The organism is Stenotrophomonas sp. YJH_SMC_36, assembly GCF_059369935.1.
Genome location: NZ_JCAFTD010000009.1, coordinates 47,228 through 62,775 on the forward strand (window position 1 = coordinate 47,228; position 15,548 = coordinate 62,775).

Annotated in this window: 15 protein-coding genes; 11 read left to right on the plus strand and 4 right to left on the minus strand. The window is 68.2% G+C overall.

Annotation, left to right across the window (positions count from 1 at the left end):
* Positions 1 to 440 precede the first annotated feature (440 nt).
* A complete protein-coding gene (gene msrA / locus AC5P76_RS16850; protein WP_053519160.1) occupies positions 441 to 1,106 on the minus strand; it encodes a peptide-methionine (S)-S-oxide reductase MsrA in 666 nt (221 codons plus the stop codon).
* A gap of 30 nt (positions 1,107 to 1,136) precedes the next feature.
* Positions 1,137 to 1,400, minus strand: a complete 264-nt coding sequence (locus AC5P76_RS16855; protein WP_053519109.1) for a putative signal transducing protein — start codon at positions 1,398 to 1,400, stop codon at positions 1,137 to 1,139.
* A gap of 208 nt (positions 1,401 to 1,608) precedes the next feature.
* On the opposite strand from AC5P76_RS16855, the gene AC5P76_RS16860 reads away from it, so the two are divergent.
* The 6 genes from AC5P76_RS16860 to AC5P76_RS16885 all read left to right on the plus strand — a co-directional run bounded on the left by AC5P76_RS16860 (position 1,609) and on the right by AC5P76_RS16885 (position 7,001).
* Positions 1,609 to 3,357 (plus strand): glutamine--tRNA ligase/YqeY domain fusion protein, encoded by a 1,749-nt coding sequence (locus AC5P76_RS16860; RefSeq protein ID WP_065176238.1) that lies wholly within the window; start codon positions 1,609 to 1,611, stop codon positions 3,355 to 3,357.
* Positions 3,358 to 3,400: 43 nt separating this feature from the next.
* Positions 3,401 to 4,054, plus strand: a complete 654-nt coding sequence (locus AC5P76_RS16865) for a hypothetical protein (protein ID WP_065182847.1) — start codon at positions 3,401 to 3,403, stop codon at positions 4,052 to 4,054.
* Positions 4,055 to 4,102: 48 nt separating this feature from the next.
* Positions 4,103 to 4,825 (plus strand): DUF6348 family protein, encoded by a 723-nt coding sequence (locus tag AC5P76_RS16870; RefSeq protein WP_164153071.1) that lies wholly within the window; start codon positions 4,103 to 4,105, stop codon positions 4,823 to 4,825.
* Positions 4,826 to 4,919: 94 nt separating this feature from the next.
* The gene (locus AC5P76_RS16875) at positions 4,920 to 5,480 is read left to right on the plus strand and encodes a nucleoside deaminase (RefSeq protein ID WP_065176235.1); all 561 of its coding nucleotides are present in this window, start codon (positions 4,920 to 4,922) and stop codon (positions 5,478 to 5,480) included.
* Positions 5,464 to 6,531, plus strand: coding sequence for a 23S rRNA (cytidine(2498)-2'-O)-methyltransferase RlmM (gene rlmM / locus AC5P76_RS16880; RefSeq protein WP_065176234.1), 1,068 nt, complete (start codon positions 5,464 to 5,466; stop codon positions 6,529 to 6,531). Before AC5P76_RS16875 ends, rlmM begins: the two co-directional genes overlap by 17 nt.
* A gap of 71 nt (positions 6,532 to 6,602) precedes the next feature.
* A complete protein-coding gene (locus AC5P76_RS16885) occupies positions 6,603 to 7,001 on the plus strand; it encodes an EF-hand domain-containing protein (RefSeq protein WP_053519666.1) in 399 nt (132 codons plus the stop codon).
* A 66-nt stretch (positions 7,002 to 7,067) separates the two neighbouring features.
* Here AC5P76_RS16885 and AC5P76_RS16890 read toward each other — a convergent pair whose 3' ends face one another.
* On the minus strand, positions 7,068 to 8,249 hold the full coding sequence (locus AC5P76_RS16890) for a UbiH/UbiF family hydroxylase (RefSeq protein WP_065176233.1): 1,182 nt from the start codon (positions 8,247 to 8,249) through the stop codon (positions 7,068 to 7,070).
* Positions 8,246 to 9,454, minus strand: coding sequence for a 2-octaprenyl-6-methoxyphenyl hydroxylase (ubiH, locus tag AC5P76_RS16895; RefSeq protein ID WP_065176232.1), 1,209 nt, complete (start codon positions 9,452 to 9,454; stop codon positions 8,246 to 8,248). Before ubiH ends, AC5P76_RS16890 begins: the two co-directional genes overlap by 4 nt.
* Before the next feature lie 109 nt (positions 9,455 to 9,563).
* On the opposite strand from ubiH, the gene AC5P76_RS16900 reads away from it, so the two are divergent.
* The 5 genes from AC5P76_RS16900 to AC5P76_RS16920 all read left to right on the plus strand — a co-directional run bounded on the left by AC5P76_RS16900 (position 9,564) and on the right by AC5P76_RS16920 (position 15,545).
* Entirely contained in the window at positions 9,564 to 10,148 is a 585-nt protein-coding gene (locus AC5P76_RS16900; RefSeq protein ID WP_053519669.1) for a hypothetical protein, read from the plus strand.
* Positions 10,149 to 10,156: 8 nt separating this feature from the next.
* Entirely contained in the window at positions 10,157 to 10,711 is a 555-nt protein-coding gene (locus AC5P76_RS16905; protein WP_065176231.1) for a cob(I)yrinic acid a,c-diamide adenosyltransferase, read from the plus strand.
* 9 nt (positions 10,712 to 10,720) lie between these two features.
* Positions 10,721 to 11,659 carry a histone deacetylase family protein gene (locus tag AC5P76_RS16910; RefSeq protein ID WP_065176230.1) on the plus strand — a complete coding sequence of 313 codons (939 nt, stop codon included), beginning with the start codon at positions 10,721 to 10,723 and terminating at the stop codon, positions 11,657 to 11,659.
* Between the two features lie 89 nt (positions 11,660 to 11,748).
* A complete protein-coding gene (lptD, locus tag AC5P76_RS16915) occupies positions 11,749 to 14,205 on the plus strand; it encodes an LPS-assembly protein LptD (RefSeq protein WP_080375337.1) in 2,457 nt (818 codons plus the stop codon).
* Positions 14,202 to 15,545 carry a peptidylprolyl isomerase gene (locus AC5P76_RS16920; RefSeq protein WP_053519673.1) on the plus strand — a complete coding sequence of 448 codons (1,344 nt, stop codon included), beginning with the start codon at positions 14,202 to 14,204 and terminating at the stop codon, positions 15,543 to 15,545. Before lptD ends, AC5P76_RS16920 begins: the two co-directional genes overlap by 4 nt.
* Positions 15,546 to 15,548: the final 3 nt, after the last annotated feature.

Genomic DNA, 15,548 nt, shown 5'->3' on the forward strand with positions numbered 1-15,548 from the left:
CCGCGAACCCGACCCGCCCGCCCTCTGACAGTTTCCTGCGGCCGCCCGCCACGGAAGAAAGAGAGAAGAGCAACAGCGGGTCGCGCGCTTCGCTTGCTCGGAGCGGAGCATGGCTCCGCTCTACAGAAGACACCGCAGGATCAAACAAAAAGGACGCGGCGAAGGCCGCGTCCTTCTTGTTTTCCTTCAGTTCGTCAGTAACCCACGCTCTTGCCCACCGTCACCGGGAAACTGTCGGAGGTGGGGTGGTGTGGGTTGGCAGGACCGTTGGCGCCATGGATGGCGCCATCGAGCCCCCATGGATGGGTTCACGGCGTGTCCTGCCGACCCACACCGCCCCGCCCTACTCACAGCAACCCAGAGCCGCTTTGGCTTTGGCTCTGGCTTTTGCTTCGGCAGTTGCTTTCCGCTTCTGCCCGCCGCAGGCGGACCACCGCGCGTCAGCGCGGCGCCTCCACATCCAGCCCGATCGGGCAGCTCACCCCGGTGCCGCCGATGCCGCAGTAACCGTTCGGGTTCTTCGCCAGGTACTGCTGGTGATAGTCCTCGGCATAGTAGTACTCCGGCGCCGGGAACACGATCTCGGTGGTGATCGGGCCATAGCCGGCCGCGTCCAGCTGCGCCTGGTAGGCCTCGCGGCTGGCCAGCGCAGCGGCGTACTGCGTTTCGTCGGTGGCATGGATCGCCGAACGGTACTGGGTGCCGGTGTCGTTGCCCTGGCGCATGCCCTGGGTCGGGTCGTGGCTTTCCCAGAACAGCTGCAGCAGCCGTTCCAGGCTCACCACCTTCGGATCGAACACCACCTGCACCACTTCGGTGTGGCCGGTCAGGCCGGAGCAGACTTCTTCATAGGTGGGATTCGGCGTGACGCCGCCGGCATAGCCGACCGACGTGCTGTACACGCCCGGCTCCGACCAGAATTTGCGCTCGGCTCCCCAGAAGCAGCCAAGCGCGAAACGGATCTGCTGCAGGCCGGCAAAGCGGTCCTTCAGCGGGTGACTGTTCACGAAGTGCTGGTTGCTGTGCAGCGGCAGTGGCTGATCACGCCCTGGCAGCGCCTCTTCCGGGCGCGGCAGGCGCTGCTTGAAGGCGCCGATGCCCAGGATGCCCTGTCCGATTCCCAACATGATGCGCTCCTACGCCGGAAGGCCGGCAATGTCGTCTGCATCGGAAATGGGGGCGTCGGCGGCGTGGCCCAAGTCCAGGCCGGCGACGATGCCTTCAGCCTCGGCCCGCGCGGCGTCGGGGATGCCGACCCTCAATACACCGAACAGCGGCAGCTCGCCCATGCCCCCCAACAGCTGCTCGCCGAACACGAAGGCAGGAATGCCGGCGTCTTCCAGCGCGTGCTTCACCAGGTGGGCGTCGAACAGATTGTCGGCCTTGTACACGATGTGCATGGGGCGGCTCCACGGGAGAGGCCTCCAGCATACGCCCGGGCGCTGAATGCCGCCGCTGCGCTCGCCGGGCATGGCCCGGCGCTACCCCCTTGCGCCCGCTGCACTTGCCGGCCGGGCCCCCTGCGCCCGGTAGCGCGGGCGCAACCCCGGCAGCCCTTCCCCTTACGCGCTAGACTGTTGGTCTTTCTGCCCTTTTTCGCCCAGCCTCATGTCCGAGCACACCCCCGCCAGCCCCGAGACCCCCGCCGACAGCCACGAAAAGCGCGATTTCATCCGCCAGATCGTGCGCGAGGACCTGGCCAGCGGAAAGCACCAGGCGATCAAGACCCGGTTTCCGCCGGAGCCGAACGGCTACCTGCACATCGGCCATGCCAAGTCGATCTGCCTGAACTTCGGCATTGCCGGCGAGTTCAGCGGCGTATGCAACCTGCGCTTCGACGACACCAATCCGGCCAAGGAAGACCCGGAGTACGTGGCCGCCATCCAGGATGATGTCCGTTGGCTGGGGTTCGAGTGGAACGAACTGCGCCACGCCTCCGATTACTTCCAGGCCTACTATCTCGCCGCCGAGAAGCTGATCGAGCAGGGCAAGGCCTATGTGTGTGACCTGTCGGCCGAGGAAGTGCGTGCCTACCGTGGCACCCTGACCGAGCCGGGCCGTCCCTCGCCGTGGCGCGACCGCAGTGTCGAGGAGAACCTCGACCTGTTCCGCCGCATGCGTGCCGGTGAATTCCCGGACGGTGCGCGCACCCTGCGCGCGAAGATCGACATGGCCAGCGGCAACATCAACCTGCGCGATCCGGCGCTGTACCGCATCAAGCATGTCGAGCACCAGAACACGGGCAATGCGTGGCCGATCTACCCGATGTACGACTTCGCGCATGCGCTGGGCGATTCGATCGAGGGCATCACCCACTCGCTGTGCACCCTGGAATTCGAGGACCATCGCCCGCTCTACGACTGGTGCGTGGACAACGTCGATTTCGCCCATGACGACGCACTGACCCAGCCGCTGGTCGATGCCGGCCTGCCGCGCGAAGCCGCCAAGCCGCGCCAGATCGAATTCTCGCGCCTGAACATCAACTACACGGTGATGAGCAAGCGCAAGCTGATGGCGCTGGTCACCGAGCAGCTGGTGGACGGCTGGGAGGACCCGCGCATGCCGACCCTGCAGGGACTGCGTCGCCGCGGCTACACCCCGGCGGCAATGCGCCTGTTCGCCGAACGCGTGGGCATCAGCAAGCAGAACTCGCTGATCGACTTCAGCGTGCTGGAAGGCGCGCTGCGCGAAGACCTCGATGGCGCCGCACCGCGCCGCATGGCCGTGGTCGACCCGCTCAAGCTGGTACTGACCAACCTGCCCGAAGGCCATGAAGAACAGCTCACCTTCAGCAACCATCCGAAGGACGAGAGCTTCGGCAGCCGTCAGGTGCCGTTCGCGCGCGAGGTCTGGATCGACCGCGAGGACTTCGCCGAAGTACCGCCGAAGGGCTGGAAGCGCCTGGTGCCGGGCGGCGAAGTGCGCCTGCGTGGTGCCGGCATCATCCGTTGCGATGAGGTGATCAAGGATGCCGACGGCACTATCACCGAGCTGCGCGGCTGGCTGGATCCGGAGTCGCGCCCCGGCATGGAAGGGGCCAACCGCAAGGTCAAGGGCACCATCCACTGGGTCAGCGCCGTGCACGGCGTTCCGGCCGAGATCCGCCTGTACGACCGACTGTTCTCGGTGCCGAACCCGGACGACGAGTCGGAAGGCAGGACCTACCGCGACTACCTCAATCCGGAATCGCGCCGCACCGTCACCGGCTATGTCGAGCCGGCCGCGGCCAGCGCCGCGCCGGAGCAGTCGTTCCAGTTCGAACGCACCGGCTACTTCGTTGCCGACCGCCGCGACCACACCGAAGCCAAGCCGGTGTTCAACCGCAGCGTGACGCTGCGCGATACCTGGTCAGCCTGAGGACCCGCGCGGGCGCCGGCACGGCGCCCGCACGAGCGCGACGATGATCACCGCCCTGTCCGCCCTGCTCTGGTTCATCTCGCAGCATCCGCTGCTGACGTTCTTTGCAGCAATGGGGCTGGCCGCGCTGGTCTCGTGGTGGCGGCGTTCACCGGTCTACGCCATCGTGGTGTTTCCGCTGGCGATGCTCAACATCTTCCTCGGCAGCTTCCTCAACGCCACTTTCCTCAATGCGGTGGGCGAGCGCGGTGAAGCGGTGATCGTGAAGGCCGAGGAAACCAATTCCACGCTCAACGAACAGTACATCTGGCGCTACGAAGCGGTGCTGCGCACCGCCGAAGGTCGCGACGTGGAGGTGGTGTTCCACACCAACACCGCTTCGCTGTGGCCGCTGGAGAACGCGATCCGCATCCCGGCTCAGGACCAGCCGTTCGTGGTGAAGTACACGCCGGGCTTTCCGCGCAACTTCGTCATCCTCACCACCGAATCACCGCACGGCATCGCCCAGGCCCGTGCCAGCGCGCGCGAGCGGGTGGAGGTAGCCGCACGCAAGCTGCACTTCAGCCCGGGCAACGCCGATTTCCGCGCGGACTATCGCCGCGAACTGGATACCTGGCTGCGTGATCATGGCAACGATCCGCAGCAGCAGTCCGACGCACGGCGATATCGCGCAGAACGCGAAGCACTCGATCACTAGCACCCGGCCCGGCCTGGATGCTCCACCCGATCCATCCACAGGCCTGACATGACCACGACGTCCACCGCCCTCCTCCCGCTGCTGCAGCAGGTCCTGCAGGACGCTGGCATCGCCAGCCGCGTCGACGGCGGCGCGCTGCTGCTGGACAGCGGCCTGCGCCTGACCCCGCATGCGATGGCGGCACACGCGCGCGACAACGGTGGCTGGCAGACCTCCACGGTCATCGAGGCGCAGCACCCCACCCTGTTCGCCGATGGCCTGTTCGAGTACCAGCACGCCAACGGCGCCGATGAGCAGGCCTCGCTGCTGTCCGGCTTCCAGGCCTGGGTGCGGGTGGACCTGGCCACCCTGCAGACCGCAGTGGGCGCCGACGACGCGCAGGGCCTGCCGATGATGGGCCTGACCTATCCAGCAGGTGATGACGGCAAGGAACACGGGCGCACCGTGGTGCTGGGGCCGCTGGCCCACTACCGCGCGCAGGAGGTGGAGGTCGCCACATGCAGTGAGGACGACCACGGTTCCTGCCCCTGCTGCCTGTTCACCAGGAGCATGGACGCCTTCGACGAGCTGCTGAAAGCGCGCCAGTTCCTTGCTATCCGCCTGTTCGCCTCGCGCGATGCCGATGGCCTGTGCGAGGCCGATTGCCGGGTCAATGGCCACGACTTCGCCCCTGCCCTGCCATTGCTGCGCGCGTATGCCGCCAGTTGGCCGCAGGCCGGGCTGGAGTTCCGCAAGCAGTACGTGGTGATCCGCACCGGCTCACCCGGCTGACGCGCCTACACCCGGTACAGGCCGGTGCGGCTACACTGCGCGCCGGTTTCCCAAGCAACCGCACTTTTCCCATCCCACACGAGGCACCCCCGCGATGCTGTATGCGCAAGTCCACCTGACCCTTCCCGCCTGGATCCACGACCAGATCGACCTGGATCGTCGATATCCGGGCGATGAGGCCAAGGTCGCGCTGGCCATCGAGCTGTCGCGACAGAACGTCGAGCACGCCAGCGGCGGCCCGTTCGGCGCCGTGGTGTTCGGTCCGGACGACAAGGTGATCGCCGCCGGCGTGAACCGGGTGATGCCGCATGCCACCTCGTTGGCACATGCCGAGAACATGGCCTACATGCTGGCCCAGCAGCGCCTGCAGACGCCGCGCCTGAATGCCGTGCTGTCGCCGGTCACCCTGGCCACCAGCTCGCAGCCGTGCTGCCAGTGTTACGGCGCCACGGTGTGGGCCGGCATCGACCGCCTGCTGATCGGCGCCAGTGCCGCCGATGTAGAGGAACTGACCCCGTTCGACGAAGGCCCGCTGCCGGCCGACTGGGTGGGCGAGCTCAACAAGCGTGGCATCGAGGTGGTGCAGGGCCTGAACCGCGACGCCGCACGCAGCGTGCTGCGCGCCTATGGGGAAAGCGATGGCGCCCGTTACTGAAACCGGCATCGGCCTGCTGTGCCTGTGCCGGCAGGGCTTCGAGCCGGAGCTGGCCGGCGAACTGCAGTTCCGCGCCGGTGAGGCAGGGTTCGCCGGCTACGCACGTACCCAGCGCAATGACGGCTATGTGTTGTTCATGTGCGACGAAGCGGCCGCGTTGGCACCGCGGTTGCCGTGGCGCGGCCTGATCTTCGCGCGGCAGAAGCTGGTGGTGCTGGCTGAACTGCCGCAGCTGGATCCGGCCGATCGCATCACGCCGATGCTGGAGGTGCTGGCCGATGCGCCACGCTTTGGTGATCTGTGGGTCGAACATCCGGATTCGGATGCCGGCAAGCCGCTGTCCGGGCTCGCCCGTGCGTTCGGCAACGCGTTGCGCCCGGCGCTGCGCAAGGCCGGCAAGCTCAGCGACAAGCCCAATGCACGGCTGCCACGCCTGCACGTGGTGTTCGTCGACGGCACCCACGCCTTCATCTGCGTGGCCGACCCCGCCGACAGCGCACCGTGGGCACTGGGCATTCCGCGCCTGAAACTGCTGCCGGAGGCCCCCTCGCGTTCGGCGCTGAAGCTGGACGAAGCCCTGCTGACGCTGCTGGCGCCGGAAGAACGCGAGGCACTGGTGAAACCCGGCATGCGCGCGGCCGACCTGGGGGCGGCACCGGGCGGCTGGACCTGGGTGTTGACCCGCCAGCACATGCAGGTGCTGAGCATCGACAACGGCCCCCTGCGCCAGCACGTACTGGATACCGGCCTGGTCGAGCACCTGCGCGCGGATGGCTTCCATTGGCACCCGGAGCAGCCGCTGGACTGGATGGTGTGCGACATGGTCGAGCAACCGCGTCGCGTTGCCGAACGCATGGCCACCTGGTTCCGCGAAGGCTGGTGCAGGCATGCCATCTTCAATCTGAAACTGCCGATGAAGAAGCGCTGGGACGAGACCCGGCTGTGCCTGGACCTGTTCCAGGAGCAGGCTGGCACGTCGCTGGAAGTGCGTGCCAAGCAGCTCTATCACGACCGCGAAGAGATCACCGTGCTGGCATCGCCGATGCGGTGATGCGCGGCAGGGTCATCGCCCGCACAGGATGCCCCGGGTACGCTTCCGTCAACGCCTGCCAGGAGTCCGTCATGTACCGTCCGCGTTTGCCCGTGCTGCTGGCTGTCCTGCTGGCCACGTCACCCGTGCTGGCGCAGCAGCTGCCGCCCACACCCGCGCAGAGCCAACCGCTGGGTCCGACCGGCGGAGCCATCCGCCAGCAGCCCTTGAATGCCGGACGGGTCACCGGCAGCGTCGATATTCCGATGCCCGCAGGGGAGGCCCAGGTCACGGTGCGCTCGGTTGAACCCAGCAGCGTGACCGGCCAGTACCGCATCCACTTTGCCGCGCTGGATACCGACGGTGATGGCTTCATCAGCCGTGCGGAGGCCCAGGCCAATCCTGCACTGGCCGATGAGTTCACCGCGCTGGACAGCAAGCGCCGCGGCAAGCTGGATCGTGCCGACCTGGCCGGCTGGCTGATTGATTGATCCGGTTCACGGATCCCGCCGGGCATGGCCCGGCGCTACCGGCGGATCAACCGCCAAACGGGGTCGTCACACGCCGGCGGCGCGCTTCCAGAACGCCTGAACCAGCGGCGGCCACTTGCCGACGCAGCCCAGCGCGCGGCCACGGGCCAGGGTCAGGTGCATCTCGTCGTTGGAGAAGAGGCGGTTGATCGCATCGAAACTGTAGGCGGCCACCTGGTTGTCGCTGCGCCGCTCGCGGGCCCAGCGCTGCAGGCGCTGCGGCGACAGGCGCGGCTGGCCACGGCGCTCGGCTGAAGGCGCCAGCCATTGCCGCAGGGCAGCGACATCCCGCAGCCCCAGGTTCACGCCCTGCCCGGCCAGGGGGTGCACCACATGCGCGGCGTCGCCGAGTGCGAGCACGCGGCCGGCCACATAGTGGCGGGCCAGCTGGCGGCGCAGCGGGAACGCGGCGCGCGGCGACACCAGGCGCAGTTCGCCCAGCCGTGCGGCGAAGGCGCGGGTCAGTTCGCGATTGAATGCCTCCTCCTCCAGCGCCAGCACGCGCACCGCCTCTTCGTCAGGCAAGGTCCACACGATCGAGCTGCGGCGCTCGGCCACCGGCAGCAGCGCCAGCGGACCGGTCGGCAGGAAACGCTGCCAGGCCGTAGCCTGGTTGGGCAGCTCGCTGTCGACGTAGGCCACCACGCCACGTTGGTGATAGTCGTGGCGCACCACGTCGATGCCCGCCAGCTCGCGCAGCGTCGACTCGGCACCATCGGCGGCCACGGCGAGGGCCGCTTCCAGCCTGCGTCCGTCATCCAGGCGCAGTCGCACCCCTTCCTCGTCCTGCTCCAGCGCCTCCACCCGTGCCGGGCAATGCAGCTGCACCCCGGCCGCCGGCAGTGCCGCCCACAGGCGATCCTGCAACAGCCCGTTCTCGACGATGAAGCCCAGCTCGCGACGCCCCAGGCGGTCGGCATCGAACAGCAGGTCCTCGCCTCCCGCGGCATCCCATACCTGCATGCGGCGATACGGCCAGGCCCGCGCCTGTACGATCGCAGGCCACACGCCGAGACGGTCCAGCAGCTGCACGTTGTCAGCCGCGAAGGCGAACACGCGCAGGTCCGGCTGCGATGCCTGCCAGGGCGCGGGCTCACGGCCCTCCACCAGGGCGACGGCCAGCCCCGCATCGGCCAGCGCCAGTGCACACGCGGCACCGACCACGCCGCCTCCCACGATGACCACGTCCAGGCGCGCGCGGCGGTTCATGCGGCTTCTCCGCGGCACAGTCGCGGCACGACGCCACGGAAACCCATCGCCCCGCCGACCAGCATCGACTGCACCGAACCGCGCTGCGCGGCCACCAGGCCGAGACTGCGCAACGGGCGCATCAACGGCGCAGGATTGCTGGTCAGGCGCGCCAGTCCTCCGGAGAACGCCACCGTCTGCTGGCGATCCTCTTCCCGACGGGCCACATACGCACGCAGCAGCGCATCACTGCCGGCATCGCCTGCATCGTCTTCCAGCAGTTCGGCCAGGGTCAGCGCATCGCGCAGGCCCAGGTTGAAGCCTTGCGCGCCCAACGGATGGATGGTCTGTGCGGCATTGCCGAGCAGCACCGCGCGCTCGCCTGCCAGGGCGCGCGCCAGCACCTGGATCAGCGGGTAGGCACTGCGCGGACCCGACTCCAGCAGACGCCCGGCACGCCAGCCGATGGCATGCTGCAGGCGCTGCAGCCACGCTGCGTCGTCCAGCGCCATCACCGCGTCGGCGTCTTCGCGCGCCACCCCATGCACCGTGCCGAAATGGCGGTCGCCACGCGGCAGCAGGGCCGTCGGACCGGTATCGGTGAAGCGCTCCCAGGCCGTGCCGTCGGGCGCGCGCTGGCTGCGCACGCGGGCCACGAACAGGGTCTGCTGGAAATCGTGGCGGTCGACCTCGATGCCCAGCGCCTCCCGCACCGCACTGGCCGTGCCATCGGCACCGACCACCAGCCGTGCCAGCAGCGTGCGCTCGCCGGCGTCGTCGGCCACATGCACCTGGCGACAGCCCTCCACCACCCCGCCCAGGCCGAGGAAACGCATCGGCCGGTAACGCCGCAGCCGCGGCAGTTCCTGCAGGCGTGCCTCAAGCGCATGACCGAAGTCACGTGCGACCACCACCTGGCCGAACCACGGCCGGTTGTAATCGGCCGCATCGAGCTGCACCCGGCCAAAGTCACCGGCGCGGCTGACATGGATGCGACGGATCGGTCCCGGCGCCATCGCCAGCTTCTGCATTACCCCCAGCGCGGTCAGCGCGTTGACGGTGGCGGCGGCGAAACTGAGGTTGCGCTGGTCGAACACCGCCGGCAGTCCACCGGCAGGGCTGGCCTCGATCAGGCCCACGTCGCGGCCCAGGCGGTCCAGGGCGATGGCGAGGCTGGCACCCACCAGTCCGCCGCCGACGATCAGCACGTCATGTCGTTCACTCATGGCGTTCATGATACGCGCTCGCCCCGGCTGTACACCGAACGCGACGCTGCCTGCGCCAACCCGCGCGGCGGGCTAGAATGAAAGCTGAATCCGCTCCGGGCCCGCCGCCATGTCCGACACCGCCAATCGTGCCTTCGTCCTGTCCGTGCTCGTGCTGTTGCTGGCGGCGACCCGGGTCAACCACTTCGCGGCGATCCCCGATGCCTCCTGGGCGGTGTTCTTCATCGGCGGTTTCTACCTGGCGCGCTGGACGCGCTGGGCCTTTCCGCTGCTGATGCTGTTCGCGGTGCTGGTCGACTGGATCGTGATCCGCAGCGCGGGGCTGGATTTCTGGCAGCACTACTGCGTGTCGCCCGGCTACTGGCTGCTGCTGCCGGCGTACTTCTCGCTGTGGGCCGGCGGCATGCTGCTGGGCCACAACTACCGCGGCGCGCGCTGGCCGGTGCTGGCCAAGGGTGCGCTCCTGCTGGTGGCCTCGGTGGCGCTGTGCCACCTGCTTGCGCAGGGGGGCTTCTACTGGACCACCCGCAACGTTGCCGAGCCGACGCTGGCGGGCTGGGCGCAGAACTACGCACAGTGGTTCGGCCCCTACCTGCGGACCACGGCGATCTACGTGGCGCTGGCCGCCGCCCTGCAACTGGCCGTGGAGCAGGTGCTCAAGCTCCAGCAGGCCCGTCGCGACATCCGGCACTGAGCTGCGCCATGGGCCATCGCCTCTCGCGCATCTACACCCGCACCGGTGACGACGGCAGCACCGGACTGGGCGATGGCCAGCGTGTAGCCAAGGACGATGCCCGCGTCGCCTCCTATGGCACCGTCGACGAAGCCAACGCGGCGCTGGGCCTGCTGCTGGCCGCACCGCTTCCGGACGACGTGCGCGCGCTGGTGGTCCATCTGCAGCACCAGCTGTTCGACCTGGGCGCCGAGCTGTGCATCCCCGGCCATGCCGCGATCCATGCCGCCGATGTCTCGGCGCTGGAACAGCAGCTGGACCACTACAACGCCACGCTGCCGATGCTGAAGGAGTTCATCCTGCCCGCCGGTGGCGAAGCTGCCGCACGCTGCCACCTGGCACGGACCATCGTCCGCCGCGCCGAGCGCGAGACGGTGACGCTGTCCCGCCATGAGAACGTGCGCAGCGAAGCGCTGCAGTATCTCAACCGGCTGTCGGACCTGCTGTTCGTGCTGGCCCGGGTGCTGGCCCGCGCCGATGGGCAGGGCGAGGCGCTCTGGCAGCCCCAGCACCGGCAGGGCTGAGTCCGTACGATGCTGGTCTTCACCCATCCGTCCTGCCTGCTGCACGATCCCGGTCCGGGCCATCCCGAATGCCCGCAACGGCTGCAGGGCGTGCTCGACGCCCTGCGCGGCGCATTCCCCGGCCAGCTGGACTGGCGCGAGGCCCCACCCGCCAAGTTCGGCGAGTTGAGCCGGGTCCACGATAGCGCTCTGCTCGACTTCGTGCTGCAACCGCAGACCGTGCCCCTGCGCCAGCTGGACATGGACACCTGGACCTCGCCCGGCTCGGCCAGCGCGGCGGTGCATGCTGCCGGTGCCGGTGTGGCCGCGGTGGATGCGGTGATGCTGGGCGCGGACCCGCTGGCGTTCTGCGCGGTGCGCCCGCCGGGTCACCATGCCACCAGCAGCACGGCCATGGGCTTCTGCCTGCTCAACAACATCGCCATCGCCGCAGCCTACGCGCGCGACCGCCACGGGCTGGAGCGGATCGCGGTGGTCGACTTCGACGTCCACCATGGCAACGGCACCCAGGACATCTTCCAGCACGACGCACGGGTGTCGTATTACAGCACCCACCAGGCCGGCCTGTTCCCCAACTCCGGCCTGCGCCGTGACCGTGGCGCGGGCAATCTGATGAACATCCTGCTGCCGCCGGGCAGTGGCGGATTCCGCTTCCGCAATGTGTGGGCCGACGAGATGCTGCCGGCCATCGACGACTTCCGCCCGCAGCTGATGCTGATCTCGGCAGGCTTCGACGCCCATCTGCGCGACCCGCAGGCGGATCTGATGCTGGAGACCGAGGATTTCGCCTGGATCACCCGCGAACTGCATGCGCTGGCGCGTCGCCATGCGGCCGGCCGGGTGGTGTCGATGCTGGAGGGCGGCTACGACCTGCAGGCCCTGGCCGAATGCAGCGTGGCCCACGTGCAGGCCCTGATGTCGCCGGCGGCGTCCCCCCCGGCTGGATGAACCCGAACCGGTGCGACCGGGCCGCCTTCATTGCCCCTATGCAAGGGATGGGGCAAGCTACCGTCCGTTTTCGCCCGAATCCGAACCGCGTGCGCCGAGCCCTCCGCCTGCTTCCCCTGCCTCTGAGCATCGCCGTCTGCCTGCCGGCGATGGCCGATGATAAGCCGCTCAACTGGGGCCTGTGCCCGGCAACCGACGTCATTCCCGCGTTCACCGACGCCCCGACCCCGGTTCCGGGCCAGGACAAGGCCGCCGCCAGCGCCGCGCGCGAGCAGCAGCCGACCGATATCGAGGGCGATCAGCTGCTGGGTACCACCACGGTGCCGCAGTACGAGGGCAACGTCGCCCTGCGCCGCGGCGACCAGTTCGTCGGCACCGACAAGCTCAGCTTCGACACCGAGTCCGGCAACTACATCGCCGATGGCAATGTCCGCTACCAGGACGCGTCGATCCGCATGGTCGCCAAGCGCGCCGAGGGCAACCAGGAAAGCGACACCCACAAGATCACCGACATCCAGTACCAGCTGGTGTCCCGCCGTGGCAACGGCGACGCCGAATCGGTCGACCTGCAGGGCGCGGTCGGGCAGATGCACCGCTCCACCTACACCACCTGCGACCCGTCGCAACCGGTGTGGAAGCTGTCGGCGCCGCAGATCGAAGTGGACAACGACGAGGGCTTCGGCACGGCGCGCAATGCCGTGCTGCGCATCGGCAAGGTGCCGGTGCTGTGGGCACCGTACTTCAAGTTCCCGATCGACGACCGGCGCAAGACCGGCCTGCTGTTCCCGCAGCTGGGCATGTCCGGGCGCAACGGGTTCGACTACACCCAGCCGATCTACCTGAACCTGGCACCGAACTACGACGACACGCTGATGCCGCGCTACATGAGCCGGCGCGGCCTGATGCTCGACAACGAGTTCCGCTACCTCTACAACGGCGGCCGCGGCGAACTGCTGACCGCCTACATCCCCAACGACAAGCTGCGCGACCGCGACCGTGGCCGCGTCATGTTCAGCGGCTACCACAACGTGGACAGCCACTGGCAGGCGCGTGCCAACCTGGCCTGGGTCAGCGACGAGCGCTACGTCGAGGACTTCGCCAACCGCCTGGTGGGCGTGACCGCCTCGAACCTGCAGAGCACCGTTGGCCTGTACGGTACCGGCCAGAACTGGACGGCCGGAATCATGGCCGACCGCTGGCAGCTGACCGACTACACGCTCAACGAGAGCGCGCTGGCCTACAACCGCCAGCCGCGCCTGTACTTCAACTGGGACAAGCCGGTCCTGTCGTGGCTGGAAACCGGCGTGTACGCCGAAGCCGTGCGCTTCACCCATGAAGACATCAACTTCAAGTACGGCCCCGAGGCCGGACCGGACCTTGAGTACACCCGTACCGGCCAGACCCAGCGGATGTACGGCGGCGCACGCCTGGACCTGAAACCCTATGTGTCGCTGCCGTTCAGCGGTGCGGCCTGGTACGTGACCCCGACCCTGGCCTACCGCTACACCGCCTACGACCTGGACCGGCAGCTGGCCGACAGCATCCGCCGCAACGTGCTGGTTTCGCAGGGCGTTGATCCGGCCACCGCTACCCCCGAGCAGCTGCGCGGCAACACCTCGCCCAGCCGCAGCCTGCCGATCGGCAGCATCGATGCCGGCCTGTTCTTCGACCGCGAGACCACCATCGGCGGCCGCTCGTTCCTGCATACCCTGGAACCGCGCCTGTTCTACCTGCGCACGCCCTACCGCAACCAGGACGAGCTGCCGATCTTCGATACCCGCGACTTCACCTTCAGCTGGGGCCAGCTGTTCCGCGACTCGCGCTATACCGGCGCCGACCGCCAGAACGACGCCAACCAGCTGACCATGGCGCTGGGCACCCGCTTCATCGACCAGACCACCGGCCGCGAGCGGTTCTCGGCGGCCATCGGCCAGATCCAGTACTTCGACGAATCGCGGGTGACCGCCGTGCCGGGTGGCCCGCCGGTGGAAAAGGGCAAGTCGGCCTGGATCGCCGATGCCAACTACATGGTCAACGACCGCTGGACCCTCAGCGCGACCTACCAGTGGGACCCCAAATACAAGCGTGAGGACCTGGCCAGCTTCCGCGCCCGTTACCTGATGCCCAACGATGGCGTGGTCAACCTGACCTACCGCCACCGCATCAACCCGGACGGCACCGACCTGCTGAAGCAGGCCGACCTGTCGTTCCTGTACCCGCTGAACCCCCGCTGGAGCCTGGTCGGCCGCTACTACTACTCGCTGGAAGACAAGAAGCCGCTGGAAATCATCGGTGGCGTCCAGTGGGACAGCTGCTGTCTGGCCGTGCGCGCGGTGGCCCGCCGCTACGTGCGCAACCGCGAGGGCGAGCTGAACAATTCCATCCAGCTGGAGTTCGTGCTGAAGGGCCTCAGCTCCCTGGGCCAGGACACGGACCGCACCCTGCGCCGTGCTATCCTCGGCTACAACCGCGACGACCTCTATCTCGTGCCCCCCAGCAATACCGGGACGACCCGGGACGACTACGATCCGAATCTGATCCCATGACCAAGCGCTTCCCCGTTCTTCTCGCCTCGCTGCTGGCGGTGTCCAGCGTGTCCGCCCCCCTGCAGGTACTTGCCCAGGAGGCGCAGCCGCTGGACCGCATCGCCGCTGTCGTCGATGAGGACGTGATCCTGCAGAGCGAACTCCAGCGCGCCATCGCCAACATCAAGGCGCAGTACGCCGGCCGCGAGGCCCAGCTGCCGCCGGATGACGTACTCAGCCGGCAGGTGCTCGAGCGCCTGGTGCTGGTCAAGCTGCAGGTGGCCCGTGCGCAGGGCAGCGGCATCCGCGTCAGCGACCAGGAGCTGAACCAGGCGATGAATGCCATCGCCCAGCAGAATGGTTCCAATCTGGACGCGCTGCGCCAACGCCTGGCAAGTGACGGCATCGATTTCAACGACTTCCGCGCCTCGGTGCGTGACGAGATCACCGTGCAGCGCCTGCGCCAGAGCTTCGCGCAGAGCCGCATCAGCGTCAGCGAGGGCGAAGTCGATGCCGCGTTGAAGCAGCAGGCCACCGCCGGCAACCAGTACCACCTGGCGCACATCCTGATCGCCCTGCCCGACGGCGCCAATGCCGAGCAGATCGCCACCGGCCAGAAGAAGGCCGACGGCGTGAAGGCCCTGCTGGACAAGGGTGAGCTGGACTTCAATGCCGCCGCCGTACGTTACTCGGACAGCCCCAATGCACTGGAAGGCGGCGACCTGGGCTGGCGCAGCATGGACGAGATCCCGGCCGCGTTCGCGCAGCTGATGGAAAAGATGAATGCCGGTGACGTGGTTGGCCCGATCCGTGGTCCGAGCGGCTTCCAGCTGCTGAAGCTGGTGGAAGTGCGCGATTCCAGCGCCGCCGCCGGCACCCATACCGTCACCGAGTTCCACGGCCGCCACATCCTGGTGCGCGTGGACGACAACCAGACCGATGCGGCCGCCAAGGCCAAGATCGACACCCTGCGTGCCCGCATTGCCGGCGGCGCCGACTTCCAGACGGTGGCCAGGGAGTCGTCCGAGGACAACAACAGCAAGGGCCAGGGCGGCGATCTGGGCTGGTTCCCGGCCGATGCGTTCGGTCCGGCCTTCGGCCAGCAGGTCCAGAGCGTGCAGGACGGCGGTGTCAGCCAGCCGTTCCGCACCGACGCCGGTTGGCACATCGTGCAGCGCGTGGCGACCCGCCAGACCGACGTGACCAACGACAACCAGCGTGCGCAGGTCCGCGAAACCATCGGCCGCCGCAAGCTGGAAGACGAATACAACCGTTTCCTGCAGGAGCTGCGTGGCGAAGCCTACGTCAGCTTCCGCAGCGGTGACCGCGCGGAAAACACCGCGACGCCGCCGCAGTCCTGACCG